Below are 18,697 nucleotides of genomic sequence, written 5' to 3'. Positions count from 1 at the left end.
TCACACCAGGGAGCGGTAAGTCGTTTCTAATTGAGTGAGCACCGTTTGCCAGTTCAGGTGTCGACGGTGAGCCTCAGCCGTGTGCGTTGTGCGCGAACCTCGCGGTTTTGCTGCCCGGCGTATCGCGTCGACCATGCTGTCGACGTTTGACGGATCCAGATATTCCACTTCGTCACCGAAGTATTCGCGTGTCGATCCCACCTCGGTCACCGCGGCGGGGCATCCTGCAGCGTGCGCCTCAAGCGCAGCGAGCCCGGGTGTTTCCAGCGTGCTCGGCAAGACGAACACTTCGCATGCCGCGTAGGCGGAGCGAAGCACCGGCGAATCATGGGCCAATGTGCCGGCGTAAATGACCTGGTCGCCACCTTCCGCAAAGCACGCCTTCGAATATTCCGGATCGCGCTGATGGCCGATCAGAACGAGCTTGAGTTCGGGGAACGATTTCATCGCTTTGACCAACGCCAACTGGTTTTTGCGTGGTTCGATGTTGCCCACGTTCAGCACGAAGCGATCATGCATCTTGAACTCGCTGCGAAACAGCTCGGCCGCGATCGGCTCATAAAAGCTATCCTCGACGCCGTTCAGAACCGTGACGAATTTTCCCCGCGGAAGGTCAAAGATCCGCGAAAGCGTGTCGCACTCGATGTCGGAGTTTGCAACGACGCGGTCCGCCAACGAAAACTGGTGATGAATCTCGCCGATCGGATAGAGATGCTTGGTCTCTTCCGTCACCCACAGACTGGACGAGACCACCAACGGCAAACCAAGCTGCTTAACAAAATTACAGAAATGGACCGACCCACCGACGCACGAGAAGAAGTGGACTACATCATGTTCCAGAAACCGTGGGTTCCATGGATCGAACAGCGTCACGTCCACACCATGCGCGGGTAGATGCTTGCGATACGCAAGCAGCTGTATTTCTCCGCCTCCGGGGGTGTGGAAGGCCATAGGGTAAGTGGCGAACAGCACTTTCATGAATGGGACTCTATCTGCTCAAACTTTTATTCAGATCGACAATTCCTGCCAGCGTACAGGTGCGCATGATGCGCTCGCGATCATGCGGCGCGAAACGGTGATCCGTAAGATGCGTGAGGGCGATCCGGCTGGCACGTCGCGGGACGTACGCGCTGCGGCGCGATGCAAAGCGCCGTGGTAACAGAGGTAACTAAATGTTGGCTCATACGGGCACGGGCCGTTGCGTCTCCATGTCGCTCCAGGGCGAGCTTATATGTGCTGTCGTCAAGCACGTCGGATCGAAACGGCAAATTCCACATGCGCGAATATGTTTGAGATGTTAAGAAGTGTTCGAACAGGCGCCGCGATGGCCTGGCCGTTTTATCATCACGACCCGGGGCCTTTGCCGTACTTTCAGCCTGCTAGCTACTCACGCATTTTAGCGCCTAACGCTTACGAGAACCGGGTTGAAGCGGAAGCTGCCCGCATACAATACGCTTCCTGAACAGACTTCCATAGAAGCATCGCCGATGCCAGATTGTATCGTGTCTCATCAGCCCGTCCCGCCGTTTGTAGACGGGGCAATCCATGCCGGAGCGTGGCCACGTTCCCAGGTGGATGCCGCCCGATGACTCAACGCGTGCTGATTACCGGCGCCAACGGTTTCGTCGGCCAGGCGGTATCCCGAGCCTTGCTGCAGCGCGGCGACAGCGTCATCGGACTGGTGCGCCGCGCGCAAACCACCGTCGAAGGCGTCCACGAATGGCGCTTCGACGCGAACGACTTCGAAGGCATTCATGAGCGCTGGCCAGTGGCGACGCGCTGCGACGCGGTGATCCATCTCGCTGCCCGCGTCCACATGATGCGCGAAACGACGACGGCTGATCCACTTGCGGCCTATCGCGCCACTAACGTCACGGGCGCTTTGCGCGTCGCTGCGGCTGCCCATCGCGCAGGCGCGCGCCGTTTTGTTTTTGTCAGCAGCATCAAAGCGGTAGGCGAAAGCAGCGCCGGCCGGCCTCTGACCGAAGCAGACGAACCCGCGCCCACCGACCCGTACGGCATCTCCAAGCTCGAAGCCGAGCGCGCGCTGACCCAATACGGCCATGAATCGGGCCTCGAGATTGTGATCGTGCGCCCACCGCTGGTTTATGGTCCCGGCGTGCGCGCCAACTTCCTGCAACTGATGAGTGCGATTGCAAAGGGCGTGCCGCTGCCGCTCGGCTCAATCGCAGCCCGTCGCAGCCTGGTGTTCGTCGACAACCTGGTCGACGCGCTCGTGCACTGCACAACCGACCCACGCGCTGCCGGTGAGACTTTCCACGTCACGGATGGTCGCGATCTAAGCGTCTCAGAGCTTGCCAGGGCGCTCGCCACGCAACTGCACGTGCCGGCGCGCCTCATACCGGTTCCCGTTGGTTTGCTGAGTCTTGCTGGACGCCTGACCGGCCGTTCGGCCCAGGTCGACCGCTTGATCGGCGAACTGCGTCTCGACAGTTCTCATATCCGCGAGCGCCTCGGCTGGTACCCGCCTCATACCGTCGAACACGGCCTGCTGGAGACAGCCGCCTGGTATCGCTCCACGCACTGACCCAACCTCAATGCCGAACGCTTCGCTCCTTTCCTTTCCTGTAGTGCACCTGCTCCTGTGGGGCGTACTGGCGCTGTGTGCGTGCGCGGGCATCCTGTGGGTTCTGCTCCGGACCGGCCTCGCCTGGCGCCTCGCCACCGACATTCCCAACGACCGTTCTCTGCACACGCGTCCGACGCCGCGCGTAGGCGGCTGGGGCATCGTGCCGGCGGCCGTGGTCCTGATCTGGCTCGCGGCGCCCGCCCTATGGTTGCCCGCACTGCTGGCGGCGCTGCTGGCCGCGTTGTCGCAAATCGACGATCGCCGCGGTTTGCCCGCCCGCGTCCGGTTCGGCGGCCACGCGGCGGCCGTGGTTGCGCTGATCGCCGTCTACCCGGCCGACGCGCCCTGGTGGGCCTTGGCAGCCCTGGCGTTCTTACTCATCTGGCTGGTCAATTTGTACAATTTCATGGACGGATCGGACGGTCTTGCCGGTGGTATGGCCCTGTTCGGCTTTGGCGGCTACGCCATCGCGGCGTCCATGTCGACCCACCCGGACTCGGCTCTCGCGCTGGCCTGCCTGGTCGTGGCCGGGGCGGCCGCGGGTTTTCTTTTGTTCAATTTTCACCCCGCACGGGTCTTTCTCGGCGACGCGGGTTCGATCCCCTTGGGTTTTCTGGCTGGCGCGCTAGGCTACTGGGGCTGGCGCGAAGGCGTCTGGCCGATCTGGTTCCCGGCGGTGAGCTTTTCCCCGTTCATTGGCGACGCGTCGGTTACGCTGCTCAAACGGCTGCTCCGTGGCGAAAAATTTTGGCAAGCGCACCGCGAACACTACTATCAAAGACTGGTGCAGGGCGGTTTCGGGCACGCTTCAACAGCCCGAGTTTGGTATTTCTTCATGGTCGCGGGCATAATGCTTGCTTTGTGGGCACTGAGTATTGCTGTGGTTTATCAATGGCTTGTCGTCGTCGCATGGGCTGCTGTGCTGGTGGTCGCGGGGCTTTGCATTGATCGCTACTGGCAGCGCCATGTGTCCCGTTCCGGGCAATCCTGAGGTTCTGCGCAATGAAAAGATTCAAAGCCCGATGGCTTTCGTTCAGTGCGTTTGCGTTCGACTTGTGTGCGGTGGCTCTCGCCTGGATGCTGGCCTACGTCATCCGTTTCAATGGACCCGTGCCCGCCCCGTTCTGGGCGAGCGGACTGCATGCATTAGTCTGGGTGCTGTTGATCTACGCCGTGATGTTCCGCAGTTACGGGCTGTACCGAGGCATGTGGGTCTTCGCGAGCTTGCCCGACCTTGTGAGAATCGCCAAGGCGATCGGGGTCGGCGCGGTGGTGGTCGTCATCGGCTCGGCGCTGTTGCAGCCGGCTCCGGTTGTGCCACGCTCGGTTCTGATCGTTTCGCCCATGCTGCTTTTCCTCGCCATGGGCGGCTCACGCGCGTTATATCGCGCGGCGAAGGAGTTTTATCGCTACGGCGGCCTCGTGGGGCAGGGCAAGCCTGTGCTGGTGCTCGGCGCCGGTAACGCCGGCGCGAATCTGGTGCGGGAACTGAAGCGCTCCGGCGAATGGCGCCTCGCTGGCCTGCTCGACGACGACCCGGTCAAACAGGGCCGCGAAATCTACGGCTACCGCGTGCTGGGCGCTATCAGCGATCTGCAGAAGATCACGGCTGAAATGAAGGTCGAGCACGTGATCATTGCGGTGCCTTCGGCTTCGGTAGAAGCGCATCGGCGCATTGCCACGCTGTGCGTGCGCGCGGGCGTACGCGCAATGACACTGCCGGCGCTCACGCCGCTTACGCAAGGCCAGGCCTTTTTGTCGCGCGTGCGGCAGATCGATCTCGAAGACTTGCTGGGCCGCGACCCGGTCATGATCGATACGCAGCACGTCGAAGCACTGCTTAAAAACCGTGTCGTAATGGTCACTGGCGCGGGTGGCTCGATCGGCTCCGAACTGTGCCGGCAAATCTTGCGCTACGGGCCGGTCCAACTGCTGGCGTTCGACGTCTCCGAGTTCTCGATCTATCGCCTCAACGAAGAGCTGCGCGATAAATATCCCGAAGTATCGGTGGTGCCGATCATCGGCGACGCGAAGGATTCGTTGCTTCTCGATCAGGTAATGGGGCGTTACTGTCCGCATATCGTGTTTCACGCCGCGGCCTATAAGCACGTGCCGTTGATGGAAGAGGTGAACACCTGGCAGGCGGTGCGCAACAACGTGCTCGGCACGTATCGCGTGGGGCGCGCGGCGATTCGCCACGACGTCGCGCATTTCGTTCTGATTTCCACGGACAAGGCCGTCAATCCGACCAACGTCATGGGCGCGAGCAAGCGTCTTGCGGAAATGGCGTGTTCAGCGTTGCAGCAGGGCGCGAAACGCACGCAGTTCGAAACCGTTCGGTTCGGCAATGTGCTTGGCAGTGCGGGCAGCGTGATCCCGAAATTTCAGGAGCAGATTGCGCGCGGCGGCCCGGTAACGGTCACGCACCCGGAAATCACCCGCTTTTTCATGACGATTCCGGAGGCGTCGCAACTGGTGTTGCAGGCGTCCAGCATGGGACATGGCGGGGAAATCTTCATTCTCGACATGGGCAAGCCGGTGCGGATTGCCGACCTCGCACATGATCTGATCCGTCTTTACGGCTTTACCGAAGAGCAGATTCGTGTGGTGTTCACCGGCCTGCGCCCTGGCGAAAAGCTGTACGAGGAATTGCTGGCGGACGACGAAACCACCACCCGTACGCCGCATCCCAAGTTGCGCATCGCGCGGGCGCGTGAGGTGCCGGACAGCTTCATCGACAATCTGCTGCCCTGGCTGATGCAGCATCGCGTCCCGACGGACGACGAAGTGCGTCGCGATCTGCGCCGCTGGGTGCCGGAGTATCAACCGGCTACCGCGCCGGCGTTGCGCAGTGTCGGCAACGTCACCTCGGCCACGCGGGCTTCCTAAAAGTGTCCGGTTTCTGTCATGCATAAGAAAGGCGCCTCAGGCGCCTTTCTTATTACCGCTTCCCCTTCCTCACCACCATCCACCGCGGCGACTTGAACCGCACGATGCTCATATAGAGCCACACATAAGTCGCGGCAAACACCACCACAAAACAGAACAGATGCAGCGTATGCCGCCAGAACAACGTCGCCGGCACGACCGCAATCAGACATAGCAACCACAGATACGGCGAGGTGAGCGAGTTCCGCCGCGTCAGTTCCCGCGCCGTCCTCGTACCCACCGCCCACCGCATCAAGCGCTTATAAACCAGCATATGCAGATGCACGCCGTCGGGAATTCCCGGCGACATCCCGCGAATAAACTTCTTCCGGTAGATCGAGAAGCACGTCTCGAAGATCGGATACATGAAAAGCAGCACTGGATACCACGCCGACACGTCGCGATTGCGCATCACCAGCATGATCGACAACTCGGCCAGCATGAAGCCGATGAAATACGCGCCACCGTCGCCGAGGAAAATCAGCCCCGCCGGAAAATTCCAGATGAAGAAGCCGAGCACTGCGCCCATCATCATGAACGACGCCGACAGCACGATCGGATCCGACACCTGGAACGCGACGTAAGCAAGCGATGCGAACATCATGAACGCGACCATCGACGCGAGGCCATTGAAGCCGTCGATGATATTGATCGCGTTGGCAAGCGCCGCGACGGCCAGCACGGTGACCGCGCAGGAGATCGCCGCATACGAGAGCAGAAAGTCGAGCGGCGGCACGCTGATGCGCGTCACGGCGATATTCAGCACGAAATAGGCGAGGGCGGCGGCCGCCATCGTGCAGACGAGCCGCGCGAGCGGTGAGACGCGCTTGGTCAGATCCTCGACCAGGCCCGAACCGAACGCCGGCATGCCGCACGCGATCAGCCCCAGGATGCCGCCCGATACGGCGGGGTATGCATGATGCAACTGCACCGCGGACACGATCAGACCGACCAGAATCCCGGCTCCGCCGATGCGTGGCACCGGGCGCACGTGGAATTTCTGCACGCCCGCCAGATCGGTATCGGTCGAGAATTTTTCATGCAAATGCGCATAGCGCACGATCAACAGCGTGATCAGCAGTGAAACGAGAAAACCGAGCGCAAAACTAAGCATGAAAGTGGGCCTGAGCGAAGACGCCGAATTATACAAATGAAACGCATGGCGTCCTGAAAAGCAGCGCCCGCGCCGAACACGCGGGAAATCCCAGATAGTGAAGCTTCAATCGCCCGCAAAGTCTTGCCTGTCATGGATTCCACCTATTTAACGAGGTCTCCGGAAGGCCGTTAACCTGGATGCGGCGAGGTGTAAGTTGCCGGCGAAAAAGACGGTCGCCGGCGTATCGCGGGGTTCGCCGCCGATCAATGAGACGTTCCGGAGACCCAATGCTCAACAACATCACCATTCGTGGCGGCCTGACGCTAGTGATCAGCGTATTCGTCGTTTTCCTGCTGACCGTGATCGGCGTGGGGTATGGCGCACTCAAGCTCGCGAATAGCAGTCTCGACGAAACGCAACATAGCGCCGCGGCGCTGTCGCATTTGAAGGCGAGTTCCGAGAAGCTGCTGCAAGTGCAGCTCGCGCTCGGCTCCTATCAGACGCTCTTCAGCGTCGGCAAGCAAACCGACGATCTATTGCCGGCCGCGCATAAGGTGCTGGTCGAGTCGAACAAAGACTTTGCCAACTATATGACCGGCCCGTTCGCCAGCGAGGATGAGAAGAAGCTCGCGCAGAACGTCGAGCAGGCGCGCAGCGCGCTCGTCGATAAGGCAATCGAGCCGGAGTTCAAGGCGCTGACCGACTTCGACTTCAACACCTTCCGCAATATCCAGGGCGAAACGGCGAACGCTTTCTATGCGACTTATTCGAAGTCCATCGACGCGCTGCAGCGCTTGCAGACGGACAGCCAGCGCCAGCAGGGCGAGACGGCGGCGCAGCGTTTCCAGATCGCGACGATGCTGTTCGCGGCAATCGGCGCGATTTCCATTGTGATCGGCGTGATGGCGCGGGTCGGCTTGTCGGCGGCGGTGATCAAGCCGGTCAACGTGACCATCCGGCACTTCGAACGCATTGCGTCGGGTGATCTGACGATCGCCATCAAAAGCAAATCGCGCAACGAAATGGGCCAATTACTCGGCGCATTGACGAAGATGCGCGACGGCCTCGTCGAGACGGTGGCCAAGGTGCGGGGCAGCACGACGGCAATTACGCAAGGTGCCAATGAGATTGCGTCGGGCAATGCCGATCTCTCGTCGCGGACCGAGCAGCAGGCAGCGGCACTTCAGCAGACTGCGGCGAGCATGGAACAGCTCTCCGCGACGGTGAAGCAGAACGCCGACAATGCGAAGCAGGCGAACCGGTTGGCGCAGGGTGCGCTGGATACGGTGACGCGTGGCGGCACCGAGGTGTCACGGGTCACCGAAACGATGGATGGGATCACCGAGTCGTCGCGCAAGGTGGCCGAGATCATCGGCATGATCGAAGGGATTGCGTTTCAGACCAATATCCTGGCGTTGAACGCGGCGGTGGAAGCGGCCCGCGCGGGTGAGCAGGGCCGCGGCTTTGCGGTCGTCGCATCCGAAGTGCGCAGCCTCGCCCAGCGTTCGGGTGCGGCAGCAAAGGAAATCAAAGAGCTGATCGGCGAATCGGCGGCCAAGGTGGAGCAGGGCGCTTCTCTGGTGTCTGGCGCGCAAAAGACCATTCATGAGGCCATGGACGCCGTCCAGCGCGTCACCGGTGTCATGAACGAGATCGAGGCTTCGGCGCTTGAACAGAGCGATGGTATCGAACAGGTCAACAAGGCGATTACGCAGATCGACGAGGTGACGCAGCACAATGCGGCGCTCGTGGAAGAGGCTGCAGCAGCGGCAAAATCCCTCGAGGAGCAGGTCGTTATCCTGAAGGATGCCGTTGCCGTGTTCCGTCTTGATGAGCCGGTCTAAGCGCCGAGATACATTCGACTGTGGACACAAGGAACCCGGCGATGGATCCGTGTGACACGGCGCCGGGCGCGTTTCAATAGCACGTCGGGGCGGAATCAGTAGCGCAACCGAATACTTTCGCTTCAGCCTGGCGGGCTACTTTACAATCCTGTCTTTCCATAACCGCTTTCGCTTGCTGCTGATTTCGCGAGGCCATTCGAAAAGTCGCGTAGCCAGAACGACGCCGAAAAACAGCACCGCATTCGAATAACATGAAAACAGGTGCTCCGTGCTCAAGGGGTGGGTGGTTTTTGTCGTCTCGGCGATTTGCGTGGCGCTGTTTATCATCGTATTCGGGCAGACTTTCTCGTCCGTCCAGCTTCATGAAAGCGGGGATTTTGCGGCGAATTCCCTGCTGGTACTTCAGGCGAAGCACTTCAGCCTGTTAGTCGGCAATTATTCTCGAGTCGGATTCAACCATCCAGGCCCTGCGTTCCTTTACGTGCTCGCGGCAGGCGAGATCGCATTTTTTGATCTGACGCGGTGGGTGACTTCGCCGTTCTCCGGGCAGATCTATGCGGTGGCGCTGCTTTCCGGATTCTGGATCGCGTCGATCGGCGTGCTTCTGCGCAGAATGCAAGGGTCGATGCCGGCTGCCGTGACCACTACGGCTTTATTTGTCGGCGTCACTGCGTACATCAACTATCAGGCGTTCGCGGGCACCTGGTTTCCTCATCTTTACTACTTTGCCTTTGCCGCTTTTACGGTGTCCCTTGCTGCGTTGATCATGGGACGCCGGGACGGACTCCTGTTGCTTGCGGTTAGCCTGGGTTTTCTTTTGAATGGTCACGCGTCCTTCTTCGGCATAGCCGCAATCATGCTTGCGTGTGCGGTCGCCGCGAATACGTGGCTCTATGCACGGTCCCCTATCGCGCGAAGCAATTGGGTAGTAGGGCGTGACTACCTCGTGGGAAATTTTCGTGCGATTGTGAGTGCAGTGGTGATTGGGGCACTGTTTCTTGTCCCGCTCGTGATCCAGACCATTCTCCATTTTCCTGGACCGATCGCCGAATATGCCGCTTTTGGCCATGCGCATCGCGCGAACCATTTCGGAGACGCAATACGTTTCGTCGGTCTGTTCTGGAGTAACGGGCTCTTTGGGATTCTGTTCGGCGCCGCCGCCTGTGCCGTCCTCGCGACAAACCGTTCCGAGCGGGAGAGTGAAGACCGTATTGGGTCGGAGAGGGCAATCGCACTGTCATTGGCGAGCGCGACGGTTGGTTTCCTCTTTTATTCCGTTTTCGGCGTCGACAATTTCTCGCTTACATACGTGGGGATTTTCTACTACGCAGTGCCTGCGCTTGCACTGACATTGCTATTGAAGCGCGTCGTCGACAATGTGACGGCTGCGCCATTCCGTGCAGCGGTGTGTGTCTGTGTCGCCGTGGGCGTTTTCACCGGTGTTCGGATCCATCAGCCGCCCGAATACGTTTCCCAATACAACGATCCGGAGATTCCAGCCGTCTACGCAGCGGTCAGGCAACTGGGCGTAGATGGTCTGGTGTTTGATCTGGACGGCTTCGCGAACTGGGAACATCTCTGGGCTACCGTGGTGGGCACGCAGGCTTATGCGCAGCGTCAGGGAACCACGCCGTTTTGCATCGCGCAGAACTGGCAGCTTGTCTTCTCCCAAGCGGCGCGTTGCACAGCGGCGCAGATCAGCGCCGCTCATGGGCGCTATCTTGTGTCAGCGGTGCCGAAGGAGGGGTTGGTCAGCGCGGCGAATGTCGGCGGACTGTATTTCTATCTGCAAGGGGCCGTGAAGTAAATGAATCGCTGCTTTGGCGAGGGCGCAGCCGTCGAGTTTCGACGATAGCGCCATCGCTTCTGGTCTCCGGGCTGCCGCTAGTGATCCGCGCCAAATGCTCCTGCGTACGCACACGCACACGCATACGCATACGCATACGCATACGCATACGCATACGCATACGCACACGCAGGAGCGCGGACCGCTCTCCTGGGCTACGCCTGAGCAAACCCCCGCGGATTCCCCTCCTGCCACCGCCAGTGATCCGCACACATCCGCTCGATCCCAAACTCCGCGCGCCACCCAAGCACATTCAAAGCCGCGGCCGGATCCGCAAAGCACGACGCCACATCGCCCGGCCGCCGCGCCACGATCTCATAAGGCACAGTCCGCCCCGAAGCCTTCTCGAACGCCTTGACGACATCGATCACGCTATACCCCTGCCCGGTGCCAAGATTCACCACGAAACTGGCGTCCCGCTTAACCAGCGCATCCAGGGCCGCCAGATGCCCGCGCGCCAGGTCCACAACGTGGATATAGTCCCGCACCCCGGTGCCATCCGGCGTCTCATAGTCGCCACCGAACACCCGCAGCTTTTCCAGCTTGCCGACAGCAACCTGCGCCACATACGGCATCAGGTTATTCGGAATCCCAGCGGGATCTTCCCCGATCAACCCGCTCTCATGCGCGCCAACCGGATTGAAATAGCGCAGCGTCGCGATCCGCCATGAAGCGTCCGCCACTTCCAGATCACGCAAAACCTGCTCGGCAATCAGTTTCGACTGTCCATAAGGATTGGTGGCCGACAGCGGAAACGATTCATCGATCGGCGAACTCTTCGGCACGCCATACACCGTGGCCGACGAACTGAACACGAACTGCTTCACGTTGCGATCGCGCATCACGCCAAGCAGCGCCAGCAAACTGCCGACGTTATTGCTGTAGTACTCGATCGGCTTGGCGACCGATTCGCCCACCGCCTTCAGCGCGGCAAAGTGAATCGCGCCGGTGATCGGGTGTGCGTCGAAAATACGGTTGAGCGCAGCCTCGTCGCGCGCGTCGGCTTCGTAGAAACTCACGGGCTTGCCGGTGATTTTTTCCACGCGCCGCAGCGATTCGCGGTTGCTGTTCACGAGATTGTCGATTACCACGACGTCGTAACCGCCGTTCAGCAGTTCGACACATGTGTGCGAGCCGATAAATCCTGCACCGCCCGTTACCAGAATCGTACCCTTCGTGGTCATGCTGTTGCTCCGTTAAAGTAAAACGCCCGTCATTTTCTGGACCAGGTCCTTATACGTTTCGACGACCACGCGTTCGTCGAATTCTTCCGCGACTTTCTGTCGGCCGCGTTCAGCCATTGCACGGCGCTCGGCGCCGCTCATGTCGAGCATCTGCGCCAGCTTCGCCGCGAGACTCCCGGCATTGCGCACCTCGCACAGCAATCCATTGACGCCGTCCGCCACCACTTCGCGGCAGCCTGGCACATCCGTCGTCACAATCGGCCGGCCCATCGCCGATGCTTCCATCAGCGTGCGCGGCACGCCTTCGCGATATGACGGCAGGACGACGCAATCCGCATCGGCGATAAAAGGCCGCACGTCATGCGCTTCGCCAAGATACTCGATGATGCCTTCCTGCTCCCACGCGGCCACCTCTTCGCGTGTGATCGCGCTGGGGTTGTCGACGCCAACCGGGCCGAGCAATTGGAACCGCGACTGAGGATAACGTTCACGCAGACGCCGCGCGGCTTCGACATATTCGCCGACGCCCTTGTCCCACAGGAGCCGCCCGATCAGCACGAACTTGAATTCCGTCCGCTCCGGCAGCGCGGTGAAGGCGAATTGTTCAAGATCGACCCCTTCGCCATGCAGGAGGCGCGCACGCTCAGGATGCACCAACAAATTCTGCTCGACAAACGCGGCCTGGTCGTCGCGATTCAGAAACCAGATTTCGCGTGGGAAGCGGAAGGCGAAACGGTACAGTTTTTTGGCGACCTGCGCCGCGCGGCTTTGCTGGATGAAGACGTAGCCGAGCCCGGTCGTCACCGCCACCGACTGCACGCCCGCCAGTTTCGCGGCGACCGAGCCGTAAATATTCGGCTTGATCGTGTAGTGGAACACGACGTGCGGGCGGATGCTTCTGTACAAACGATACAGCGACAAAAGTGTGCGCAGGTCTTCGCGCGGACTGGTGCCTTTGGACGCCACCGGCAATTCGATGCAGCGGCAGCCCATTGCGGTGAGCAGCTCGAACGTGCGGTCGCGCGGCGCGAGCACGGTCACGTCGACGCCGCGTCCAACCAGCATGCGGATCAGCCCTTGCCGATACGTATAGATTGCCCAGGCGGTGTTACAGACGAGTGTAATGCGCAGCGCGGGCGTCGATTTCAAGGCAGGCTTCATGCGGGAACGGGCTCGACGGTGAATGACGGGATGAATGATGGCGTAGTGGAATCAGCGGGAATCAATGTCCCGCGCGCGGCGCGAGCAGCGTGCGTTTGACCCGCTGCAATGCGCGGTAAGGCGTGACGAGATGCAGCAGATTTTTGGCGAGACCGAGCCAGTCGTACGGATTGGCGACGTTGAAGTAGCGCAGTTGCAGCCGCAGCGTCGAATTGACCTGGCGGCGTCGTTTGGTTGCGCTGATGCTGCCTTCGTTCAGTTCGTAGTAAAGCCCGAGTTCCGGCAGGTTCGCGCAGTCGTAGCGCGCCATCAGGCGCACGAACAGATCGAGGTCTTCGGCCGAAGGATACGCCGCGCGATAGTTGCCGACCGCGCAGACAGCGTCGATGCGCAGCATCATCGAAGGATGCGCGAGGCATGAACGGAAGAAGCGCTGGCGCCGGATCTCGTTCGGCTCGGTGGGCGGCGTCAGCATGAAAAGCGGTTTGCCTTCACGCGTGACGACCTGCGTCCACATGCCAAGGCCGGCCACTTGCGGGTGCGACTCCATGAACGCGCGTTGTTTGGCGAGCCGCTGCGGCACACTGCGGTCGCCCGCGTCGATGCGTGCTGCGTAGCGAAAGCCGCGCTGTGCAAGGGCGTCGATGCCGGTTTGCAGCGCGCGCTCGATGCCGCCGTTCTGCGGCATGCGCAATACGTCGATCTTCATGTTGGCGATCGCCGGTGCGACGATCGGCGGCGTGCTGCCGTCGTCGACGATCAATACGTGGATCAGCGCGCTTTCGCTGAATGAGGCCAGCGTGAGATCGACGTCGGCCTGGCCGTTGTAGGCGGGCATCAGGACGGCGACGTCGTCGAGTGCAATCTGCGCGGCGGCGGATGAATTCGTCATGGGCGCAATTTGAAGCGAATGTAATAGAGATTGACTGACGCGGCGGCGAGATAACCGGCCGCGAGGCCCACCAGCGCACCGTAAGCACCGAGCCGCGGAATCGCCAGCAGATTGACGACGAACGCAACGGCCAGCGCCAGCAGCCACTTCGAGAGCAACACGAATTTGGCCTGATATTTCAGCACGATCAGATTGCCGATCGCTTCGATGCCGGCCGGCACGGAAAGCCACACGGCCCAGCGGAAAATTTCGATGGCGCCTTCGAAGTCCGGCCCGAACACGCGGCGGATGATGACACCCGCCAGCAGATCCAGCACGATCGCGCCGCTCACCATCAGCGCGGCGGTCATGGCGGTGAGCCGCCACACGTTGCGGCGCAATTGCGCGGCGTCCTGCACGCGGTAGATAAAGGCAGGCGCAATTGTCTGCGCGAGCATCAGCGCGAGCGTGATCCAGTTTTCGTTCAACTGCTGCGCGGCGGAATAGCGCCCGAGGTCGGCGAAGGAAATCGCCCGCTCGAGCATCAGCCTGTCCAGTTTCAGGAACAGATACATACCGATCAGGCCGATCCAGAACACCGTGCCCGCGGTCGCGAAGTGCTTGAAGAGTGAACGGTCAATGTGCCAGCCGAGCTTGCCACCATGCCGGCGCGTGTAATAGATCAGCAGAACCGCGCCAATGAGCGCCGATTCGGCAGCCCACAGCCAGCCAAAGCGCGCGGGCGTCGCCGCCGCGCGCACCAGCAGATAGACGAAGCCGGCCTTCAGCACCGCGGTGCTCATGCTGGTGAGCAACTGCGGCTTGCTGTACGTCATGCTTTGCAGCCACGCATTGATCACGCCGACAAACGGCTCGCGGAACAGCATCGTCACCGCGAGGCCGGCGAGCATGGCGCCCACCAGCGGGTCGAAGAAGTGCAATGCGATGCCGAGCCACGTGAGCAGCAGCGCCGCGACGGAAACCGAAAAGCGCAGCGCGAAGGCGCTGCCGAGCACCGTGCCCAACTGGGTTGGCGGTCGGCCGACGATGGTGGGAACCAGGATTTCCGCCCCGCACACCCAGGTGATCGGCGACAGCACCAGCAACAGCGTATTCGCGTACTGCCATTTGCCGAAGGTGTCCGGCCCGAAGTAGCGCGCGAGCATACCGCTGATCGCGATGGCCACGCCGATCTGCGTGAGCCGCTCCAGCCCGAGCCAGACAATGTTGGTGAAGGCGCGCGTGACGTCGGGATTGGCGAAGCGTTTGAGCGTCAGCATCCGGTGGACGCTCGCCTGTGCGATTGCACGCGTTGTGCGAGGGGCGCAGCGTGCGCCAGGGCACCGTGCACGATTGCCCACCTGGCCGACTGTCGCGGCAACTTTACAAAAGCGGGGCGTCTAAGCATTAGAATGGGCGTCTATTAGGGCATGTCCGAAAGGCGCAATTATAAGTTGGAACCGGATCGCTTCCGGCAAGGGCGCATCGCCCGGTTTAACAGACTGTTTTACCGATCCCTCGGCGATGTGCCGGTCAAAATTTTCCATTGCACGCAAGTGAGCCACCATGATCTCCAAATCTATTTTCAAGGCGTATGACATTCGCGGTGTGATCGGCAAGACGCTCGACGCCGACGCAGCGCGTTCGATCGGTCTCGCTTTTGGCAGCGAAGTGCGGGCGCAAGGCGGCGACGCCGTGGTGGTCGCGCGGGACGGCCGCCTGTCGGGTCCGGAACTGGTCCAGGCGCTGTCGGACGGTTTGCGCGCGGCCGGCGTCGATGTGGTCAACGTCGGCATGGTGCCGACGCCGGTCGGCTACTTCGCGGCCAGCGTGCCGTTGAAGCTCGACGGCGGCGAGCGCCGCGTCGATTCGTGCATCGTCGTGACGGGCAGCCACAATCCGCCCGACTACAACGGCTTCAAGATGGTCCTGCGCGGCGCGGCCATTTACGGCGAGCAGATTCTCGCGCTGCATCAGCGCATCGCCGACGAAAACTTCTCTGCAGGCAGCGGCACGTACACCGAGTACGACATCGCCGATGCCTATCTGGATCGCATCACCAGTGACGTCAAGCTCGCGCGCCCGATCAAGATCGTGGTCGACACTGGCAACGGCGTGGCAGGCGGCCTGGCGCCGAAGCTCTTCAAGAAGCTCGGCTGCGAACTGGTCGAACTGTTCACCGAAATCGACGGCAACTTCCCGAACCATCACCCGGACCCGGCTCACCCGGAAAACCTCCAGGACGTGATCCGCGCGCTAAAGGAAACGGACGCTGAAATCGGTTTCGCTTTCGACGGCGACGGCGACCGCCTGGGCGTGGTCACCAAAGACGGCCAGATCATCTATCCGGACCGCCAGCTGATGCTATTCGCCGAAGAAGTGCTGTCGCGCAACAAGGGCGCGCAGATCATTTACGACGTGAAGTGCACGCGCAACCTGGGCAAGTGGATTAAGGAAAAGGGCGGCGAACCGCTAATGTGGAAGACCGGCCACTCGCTGGTCAAAGCGAAGCTGCGCGAAACCGGCGCGCCGCTGGCGGGCGAAATGAGCGGCCACGTGTTCTTCAAGGACCGCTGGTACGGGTTCGACGACGGCCTGTACACGGGCGCGCGTCTCCTCGAAATCCTCACGCGTGTGGCCGATCCGAGCCAGCTGCTGAACGCGCTGCCGAACTCGAATTCCACGCCGGAACTGCAATTGAAGCTCGAAGAAGGCGAAAACTTCGAACTGATCGCGCGTTTGCAGCAAAACGCGACCTTCACCGGCGCGGACGACGTCGTGAAGATCGACGGCCTGCGTGTCGAGTATCCGGACGGTTTTGGCCTCGCGCGTTCGTCGAACACCACGCCGGTGGTGGTGATGCGTTTCGAAGCCGATAGCGACGCAGCGCTCAAGCGCATCCAGGAAGACTTCCGCCGCGTGATCATGGCGGAGAAGCCTGACGCGAAGCTGCCGTTCTGAAGGCGCAAGCGGTGTCGTGGTTCTTCGTGAACCGCGGCTACCGTCGAACGCGGCGCGGGTTTCACTTACCGCGCCGCGTTTTTCATGCCATTTACCTATGTCGCGCTAGAATTGCGGTCCTTACCCCATTGAAGGGTCTGGCGCGAAGCGACAGGTTCTGGGGCCCTTTTCTTCTCAACGCATCTTCGGGCCGGATAGCCGGTTTTCCCACACTTGAGCGTGCAAAAGATACTGATCGTGAGGGTGTCGTCTTTGGGCGACGTCGTTCACAACATGCCGGTGATCGCCGATATCCGACGCCGCCATCCCGAGGCCCAGATCGACTGGCTCGTCGAAGAAAGCTTCGTGGGGCTCGTGGAGCTCGTCAGCGGCGTGCGGCGGGCGATTCCCGTGTCGCTGCGGCGCTGGCGCAAGCGCATCCTCTCGGTCGACAACTGGCGCGAGATCGGCGCGTTTCGCCGCGCGCTCGCCGCCGAGAACTACGACCTCGTGATCGACTGCCAAGGGCTCATCAAGACCGCGTGGGTCGCGAGCATGGCGCGCGGACCGCTGGTCGGCCTCGCGAACCGCACCGACGGCGCGGGCTTCGAATGGCCAGTGCGTTTCTTCTACGACAAGCGCGTGCCGATCGAGCCGCGCACCCATGTGGTTGAGCGCACGCGCCAACTGGTGGCCGCGGCGTTGAACGACCCGGCGCCGCAACCCACCGACGAGATCGACTTCGGCCTCGACACCGGGCGCGCGGCGCTGGCTTTGTCGGAGGCCAATCTGAATCTGCCGGTGCCGTACGTGGTGTTCGTGCATGCCACCTCGCGCGCCGACAAGCAGTGGCCCGATACCGCCTGGATCGAGCTCGGCCAGTCTTTGGTGCGGCGCGGCGCGTCGATCGTGCTGCCGTGGGGCAGCGAGGAAGAGCGCGTCACCAGCGAACGTCTGGCGAAGGAATTCGGCGGCGCGGCCATCGTGCCGCCCAAACTGTCGTTGCCGGCCGTGGTCGGCCTGATCGAAGGTGCTGCCGCGACCGTTGGTGTTGACACAGGTCTAGTTCACATTGCGGCGGCGCTGAAACGGCCGACGGTCGAGTTGTACAATTTCGCCACCGCGTGGCGCACCGGCGGCTACTGGTCGCCGAACGTCGTCAATCTCGGCACGGCCGGCAAGCCGCCCACGCTGCAGGAAGTCAAGTCCGCGCTGGCCGGTTTCGGCCTGCTTTAATGCTGCAGCGCTGTAATGCGGTGTGCTTCGCCTTACGCTTCATCCGTTTTCAAGGGCGACCATGAACGAAACCCAGATCATCGAAGTAGCGAACGCTGACTGGCACGGACACAATCTGTCCGTGCCGCGCGAGATGCTGCTGGCCGGCGTCGAACGCGGCAAAGTGTTGTATTTCCCGAATCTGCGCTTTGCGATCGAAGGCGGCGAGCAGGCCTTGCTCGATCCCGCACTCGCCGATCCGAGCCGCAAGAACATCAGTCTCGAGCCGAACGGCGGCGCGTTGCACGGCGTGGCCGGCGACGCGGTCACGCAATCGGCGGTGCGCGCGTTGATCGCGCGTTATCAGTCCAATGCGCGCACGCTGGTGGATGGGCTCTTTCCCGAATACAACGGCAAGTTGCGCGTCGCGCCCACGAGCCTGCGCCTGCATGAGGTGGAAGGGCGCGAGACGTCGTGGCGTAAGGACGATAGCCGTTTGCATGTCGATGCCTTTCCGTCGCGGCCGAATTACGGCGAGCGCATTCTGCGCGTATTCACCAACGTCAATCCGCTTGGCGCGCCGCGCGTATGGCGCGTCGGCGAGCCGTTCGAGGATATGGCCAAGCGCTTCCTGCCGCGTATCAAACCGCAGATGCCGGGCTCGGCGTGGCTGCTGAATCTGCTGCACGTAACCAAATCGCCGCGCAGCGAATATGACCATCTGATGCTGAATCTGCACGACAGCATGAAGGCCGATCTCGAGTATCAGAAGTCGAGCCCGCAGGAGACCATGCCGTTTCCGCCGGGCAGCGTGTGGGTGTGTTTCTCCGACCAGACTTCGCATGCGGTGATGTCCGGTCAGTTCATGCTGGAGCAGACCTTCTTCCTGCCGGTCAAAGCGATGGTGCAGCCGGACTGCGCGCCGCTCGGCATTCTCGAGCGCCTGAAGGGCAGGGCGCTGGTTTGAGCGCCGCTTTCGCTGTTGATTGCGCGCACCCGCCTAGCGTGAAGCGTTCGACGAA

The 18,697-nt window shown here is 61.5% G+C and carries 14 protein-coding genes; 8 read left to right on the top strand and 6 right to left on the bottom strand.

From position 1 onward, the window contains the following. Window positions 1-978 (bottom strand): glycosyltransferase family 4 protein, encoded by a 978-nt coding sequence (locus PQQ95_RS02870; RefSeq protein ID WP_408434728.1) that lies wholly within the window; start codon window positions 976-978, stop codon window positions 1-3. Between the two features lie 607 nt (window positions 979-1,585). Here PQQ95_RS02870 and PQQ95_RS02865 point away from each other — a divergent pair. The 3 genes from PQQ95_RS02865 to PQQ95_RS02855 are packed head-to-tail and all read left to right on the top strand — an operon-like array spanning window position 1,586 to window position 5,479. Next, entirely contained in the window at window positions 1,586-2,548 is a 963-nt protein-coding gene (locus tag PQQ95_RS02865) for a UDP-glucose 4-epimerase family protein (RefSeq protein WP_408434726.1), read from the top strand. Between the two features lie 10 nt (window positions 2,549-2,558). After that, window positions 2,559-3,581 (top strand): MraY family glycosyltransferase, encoded by a 1,023-nt coding sequence (locus PQQ95_RS02860; RefSeq protein ID WP_408434724.1) that lies wholly within the window; start codon window positions 2,559-2,561, stop codon window positions 3,579-3,581. Between the two features lie 11 nt (window positions 3,582-3,592). Next, window positions 3,593-5,479, top strand: a complete 1,887-nt coding sequence (locus tag PQQ95_RS02855) for a polysaccharide biosynthesis protein (protein WP_408434722.1) — start codon at window positions 3,593-3,595, stop codon at window positions 5,477-5,479. Between the two features lie 52 nt (window positions 5,480-5,531). Here the strand turns inward: PQQ95_RS02855 and PQQ95_RS02850 are convergent, their stop codons facing one another. Further along, window positions 5,532-6,632 (bottom strand): MraY family glycosyltransferase, encoded by a 1,101-nt coding sequence (locus PQQ95_RS02850; RefSeq protein WP_408434720.1) that lies wholly within the window; start codon window positions 6,630-6,632, stop codon window positions 5,532-5,534. A gap of 269 nt (window positions 6,633-6,901) precedes the next feature. Between PQQ95_RS02850 and PQQ95_RS02845 the strand changes: the two genes are divergently transcribed. Both PQQ95_RS02845 and PQQ95_RS02840 read left to right on the top strand, forming a co-directional pair. Further along, the gene (locus PQQ95_RS02845; RefSeq protein ID WP_408434718.1) at window positions 6,902-8,458 is read left to right on the top strand and encodes a methyl-accepting chemotaxis protein; all 1,557 of its coding nucleotides are present in this window, start codon (window positions 6,902-6,904) and stop codon (window positions 8,456-8,458) included. A gap of 268 nt (window positions 8,459-8,726) precedes the next feature. Then, the gene (locus tag PQQ95_RS02840; RefSeq protein ID WP_408434716.1) at window positions 8,727-10,265 is read left to right on the top strand and encodes a hypothetical protein; all 1,539 of its coding nucleotides are present in this window, start codon (window positions 8,727-8,729) and stop codon (window positions 10,263-10,265) included. Between the two features lie 194 nt (window positions 10,266-10,459). Here PQQ95_RS02840 and galE read toward each other — a convergent pair whose 3' ends face one another. From galE to PQQ95_RS02820, 4 genes are all read right to left on the bottom strand, one after another. Beyond that, window positions 10,460-11,488 (bottom strand): UDP-glucose 4-epimerase GalE, encoded by a 1,029-nt coding sequence (gene galE, locus PQQ95_RS02835; RefSeq protein ID WP_408434714.1) that lies wholly within the window; start codon window positions 11,486-11,488, stop codon window positions 10,460-10,462. Window positions 11,489-11,500: 12 nt separating this feature from the next. Beyond that, window positions 11,501-12,649: a glycosyltransferase family 4 protein gene (locus PQQ95_RS02830; protein WP_408434712.1), complete on the bottom strand. Its 1,149-nt coding sequence runs from the start codon at window positions 12,647-12,649 to the stop codon at window positions 11,501-11,503. A gap of 61 nt (window positions 12,650-12,710) precedes the next feature. Beyond that, window positions 12,711-13,541: a glycosyltransferase gene (locus PQQ95_RS02825; RefSeq protein ID WP_408434710.1), complete on the bottom strand. Its 831-nt coding sequence runs from the start codon at window positions 13,539-13,541 to the stop codon at window positions 12,711-12,713. Next, window positions 13,538-14,800 (bottom strand): oligosaccharide flippase family protein, encoded by a 1,263-nt coding sequence (locus PQQ95_RS02820; RefSeq protein ID WP_408434708.1) that lies wholly within the window; start codon window positions 14,798-14,800, stop codon window positions 13,538-13,540. Before PQQ95_RS02820 ends, PQQ95_RS02825 begins: the two co-directional genes overlap by 4 nt. Window positions 14,801-15,086: 286 nt before the next feature. Here PQQ95_RS02820 and PQQ95_RS02815 point away from each other — a divergent pair, with 286 nt between their 5' ends. The 3 genes from PQQ95_RS02815 to kdoO all read left to right on the top strand — a co-directional run bounded on the left by PQQ95_RS02815 (window position 15,087) and on the right by kdoO (window position 18,642). Beyond that, complete coding sequence (locus tag PQQ95_RS02815; protein ID WP_408434706.1) at window positions 15,087-16,481, top strand: phosphomannomutase/phosphoglucomutase; 1,395 nt, start codon at window positions 15,087-15,089, stop codon at window positions 16,479-16,481. 213 nt (window positions 16,482-16,694) lie between these two features. Then, a complete protein-coding gene (waaC, locus tag PQQ95_RS02810; protein ID WP_408434704.1) occupies window positions 16,695-17,696 on the top strand; it encodes a lipopolysaccharide heptosyltransferase I in 1,002 nt (333 codons plus the stop codon). A gap of 61 nt (window positions 17,697-17,757) precedes the next feature. Continuing rightward, window positions 17,758-18,642 carry a Kdo hydroxylase KdoO gene (kdoO, locus tag PQQ95_RS02805; protein ID WP_408434702.1) on the top strand — a complete coding sequence of 295 codons (885 nt, stop codon included), beginning with the start codon at window positions 17,758-17,760 and terminating at the stop codon, window positions 18,640-18,642. Window positions 18,643-18,697: the final 55 nt, after the last annotated feature.

Source organism: Paraburkholderia caffeinilytica (assembly GCF_046030355.1).
GTDB lineage: Bacteria > Pseudomonadota > Gammaproteobacteria > Burkholderiales > Burkholderiaceae > Paraburkholderia > Paraburkholderia caffeinilytica_B.
This window is presented reverse-complemented; position numbering and strand designations above follow the sequence as displayed.